This is a genomic window from Halorubrum sp. Ea8 (assembly GCF_002252925.1).
Taxonomy (GTDB): domain Archaea; phylum Halobacteriota; class Halobacteria; order Halobacteriales; family Haloferacaceae; genus Halorubrum.
In genome coordinates, this window is the sequence record NZ_NHPF01000123.1 from 1 (window position 1) to 3,087 (window position 3,087).

The 3,087-nt window shown below is 68.4% G+C and carries 4 protein-coding genes; 1 reads left to right on the top strand and 3 read right to left on the bottom strand.

Annotated elements, in window-relative coordinates; genetic code table 11:
- Window positions 1-1,084, bottom strand: a 1,084-nt coding sequence (gene carA, locus DJ74_RS15190) for a glutamine-hydrolyzing carbamoyl-phosphate synthase small subunit (RefSeq protein WP_141212722.1), incomplete at its 3' end; no start/stop codon positions are given.
- Between the two features lie 96 nt (window positions 1,085-1,180).
- Here carA and DJ74_RS15195 point away from each other — a divergent pair.
- Window positions 1,181-1,594 (top strand): Lrp/AsnC family transcriptional regulator, encoded by a 414-nt coding sequence (locus DJ74_RS15195; protein ID WP_094525807.1) that lies wholly within the window; start codon window positions 1,181-1,183, stop codon window positions 1,592-1,594.
- A 114-nt stretch (window positions 1,595-1,708) separates the two neighbouring features.
- Here the strand turns inward: DJ74_RS15195 and dpsA are convergent, their stop codons facing one another.
- Window positions 1,709-2,257 (bottom strand): DNA starvation/stationary phase protection protein DpsA, encoded by a 549-nt coding sequence (gene dpsA, locus DJ74_RS15200; RefSeq protein WP_094525806.1) that lies wholly within the window; start codon window positions 2,255-2,257, stop codon window positions 1,709-1,711.
- A gap of 73 nt (window positions 2,258-2,330) precedes the next feature.
- Window positions 2,331-3,087: carbon-nitrogen hydrolase family protein (locus DJ74_RS15205; protein ID WP_094527788.1), on the bottom strand; the 757-nt coding region annotated here is incomplete at its 5' end.

The window sequence follows — 3,087 nt, forward strand, 5'->3', positions numbered from 1 at the left end:
CGAGGTGCTGGACCTGGCGCAGTCGACGCCGCACGTCGCCGCCGACTGACTGCGCCAGGTCCAGCACCTCGTCGAAGAAGCCGAGCGAGTCGTGCGGCCCGGGGTTCGCCTCGGGGTGGTACTGGCGGGTGATGACGTCGAGCTCCTCGCTGTCGAGCCCCTCGACGGTGTCGTCGTTGACGTTCACCTGCGTCACCTCCAGCGGACCGGTGTCGTCGACCGTGTAGCCGTGGTTCTGCGTCGTCATCACGACCTTGTCGGTGCGGAGGTCCTTGACGGGCTGGTTGACGCCGCGGTGGCCGAACATCATCTTCTCGGTCGAGCCGCCGAGCGCGCTCGTGATCACCTGCTGACCGAGGCAGATGCCGGCCATCGGCAGTTCACCGGCGAAGGCGTCGACGACCTCCTGGGCGGCGACGAAGTTCTCCGGATCGCCCGGACCGTTCGAGACGAAGAGGACGTCGGGGTCGACGTCGGCCACGTCCTCGGGGGTCGCGTCGTACGGGAGGACGTGGACGTCCGCGCCGCGCTCGGTGAGCGAGGTGATGATCGAGCCCTTCGCGCCGCAGTCGAGCATCGCGACGTCGGCGGCGCCGCCGCCCTCGTGGACGGTCGGCTCGGTGACGGACACCTGCGCGCCGATGTCGACGTGGTCGCTCATCGGCTCGCACGCCTCCATCTCCGCGACCGCGTCTTCGGGGGCCACGTCCGGACCGGCGGCGATCCCGCAGGCCATCGCGCCCTCCTCGCGGACGGTCGTGACGATTTCGCGGGTGTCGACGTGGTCGACGGCGGGGACGTCCTCGCCGGCGAGCCACTCGGCGACGTCGTCGGTCAGCTCGCGGGCGATCGCCGCGCGCGGCTGGACCGTCTCTGACTCGAACCGCTCGGTTCGGACGCCGTAGTTCCCGATGAGGGGGTACGAGAAGGTGAGTATCTGTTCGGCGTAGGAAGGGTCGGTGAGCGACTCCTCGTAGCCGGTGTACGCGGTCGTGAACACCAGTTCACCGCGGGTGCGCCCCGGCGCACGGGCGCGCGCTTCGAGCACGCGTCCGTCGGCCAGCGCGATATAGGCGTCCGACATTACGAGAAACGTACGCGCAAAGGGTAATAAATGCGTCGTTCGTAGATTCGTTACGATATTCGTAACGAGTAAGTCGCCGGGGTGAATGGTTCGGGTATGGACGACCTCGATCGCCGGATCCTCTCGATCCTGCGCCGGGACGCGCGAACCCCGTACACGGAGATCGCCGACCGAGTCGGCACCTCGGAGGGGACCGTGCGCAACCGCGTCGACCGCATGACCGAGGAGGGGATCATCGAGCGGTTCACGGTCACGACCCGCACCGGCAACGTGAAGGCGATGATCGAGATCTCGGTGGAGATGAACGTCGACACCGCCGCCGTCGGCGATCGGATGGTCGAGTGGGAGGAGGTGGACTTCGTCTGGCAGGTCTCCGGCGAGGAGGACGTCGTGCTCGTGGTCGACGCCGTCGACACGCGCGCCGTCAACGAGCTTATCTCGCAGGCCCGCGAGATGGACGAGGTGAAGTCGACCAAGACGCGGCTCATTCTGGACGAGCGACTCGGCTGATCCGGGTCGGTCAACCAAGTTGCCCGCGCCGGCGCCGTCGCTGGCGGGCGGAAAATAACGGAGAAAATTCGGACGAACGACGCCCCGTCGCCGGGAACGACGGACGTGAGTCGTCTATTCGAGCGTACCCTGAGTGACGAGCGTGTCGTCCTCCAGGTAGTGCTCGATGTGGTGGCCGTGCTCCTCGACGTCCATGAGGACCTCGCGGAGCTGCTCCTCGGTGTTGTAGTCGCCGAGGTTGTTGGCGAGCTGGATGTGCTCGCGGAGCATCTCGGTGATGTCACCGAACATCTCCAGGTCGTTCGCCAGCCCCGTCCTGATGTCGTAGGCGTCGGCGTCCTCGGGGCTCACCGGGGCGTGCTCCTCGTAGTTCGCGCCGCCCGACAGCGGCACGCCGCCGAGCGCCTGCGCGCGCTCGGCGATCACGTCGGCGCCCTCCTCGAGGTCCTCGGCGACCTCGCCGAGGTAGACGTGGATGTCGTGGAACTCGGCGCCCTCCACGAGCCAGTGGTGCTTCTTGATCTGATGGTACAGCACGTACGTCGCCGCGAGGTCGGTGTTGAGCGCGTCGACGAGCTGCTCGGCCTTCTCCTCGGGAACGCGGAGCGCTTCGCTCTCGTGGACGTCGCCGTAGCGTTGACGTGCCTCTTTCTGGGTGCTCATGTCTACCTCTACGTACGCGCGCGGGGCACTTAACTGTTTTCACGATGGTAATCAGATTTTAGTTTTCAAAAAATTATTTTTCTGTATTGTTCACGGCACCGACGAGTTCGCGCTGCTCGGCGAGCACGGTCCGGTCCAGCGTGGCGATCAGGTCCCGCTCGCCGCGGCCGAGTTCGGCGGCGACTCGACCGTCAGGGCGGGCGACGAGAGAGTTACCGGCGTAGCGGCGGCGATCGTTCCCGCGTTCGCCCCCCGACGCTGTCCCGCGTCCCGTTCGTCCGGCGCCGACTACCCACCGGACGCCGTCGAGGGCGCGCGCCCGGAGGAGGAGCCGCCAGTTCTGCGCGTGAGCGGCGGGCCACGCGCCCGCGACGAACAGCGCGTCGACGGCGCGGTCGGTGAACCACGCGCTCTCCGCCACGAAATTCAGGTCGTAGCAGGTCAACAGGCCGGTCCGACCGGCGGGGGTGTCGACCACGACCCGATCGGTGCCGGCGTCGACTCGCTCCGCCTCCTCGCCCCACGGGTGTCGCTTCCGGTAGACTGCCGCCCGCTCGTCCGGGGCTCCCGCGCCGCCGGAGAGGGTGCCGGCCGGCGGCACGTACGCGGTCGCGTTGAACAGCGCGTCGCCCGCGCGCTCCGCGTACCCCGCCGTCAGCGCCACGTTCCCTTCGTCGGCGACGTCAGCGAGCCGGTCGAGCGCCGCCTCCCGCTCCAGCGCCGCCTCGCGCAGCCGGTCGTCGTCGACGAACCCGGTCAGCGCGTACTCCGGGAAGACTGCGACGTCGACCCGGTCGGGCAGGGCGGCGACGCGGTCGCGGAGGCGGCCG

Coding starts and splice junctions, on each gene's coding strand:
- dpsA (WP_094525806.1), bottom strand. CDS start 2,257: ATGAGCACCCAGAAAGAGGCACGTCAACGCTACGGCGACGTCCACGAG.
- DJ74_RS15195 (WP_094525807.1), top strand. CDS start 1,181: ATGGACGACCTCGATCGCCGGATCCTCTCGATCCTGCGCCGGGACGCG.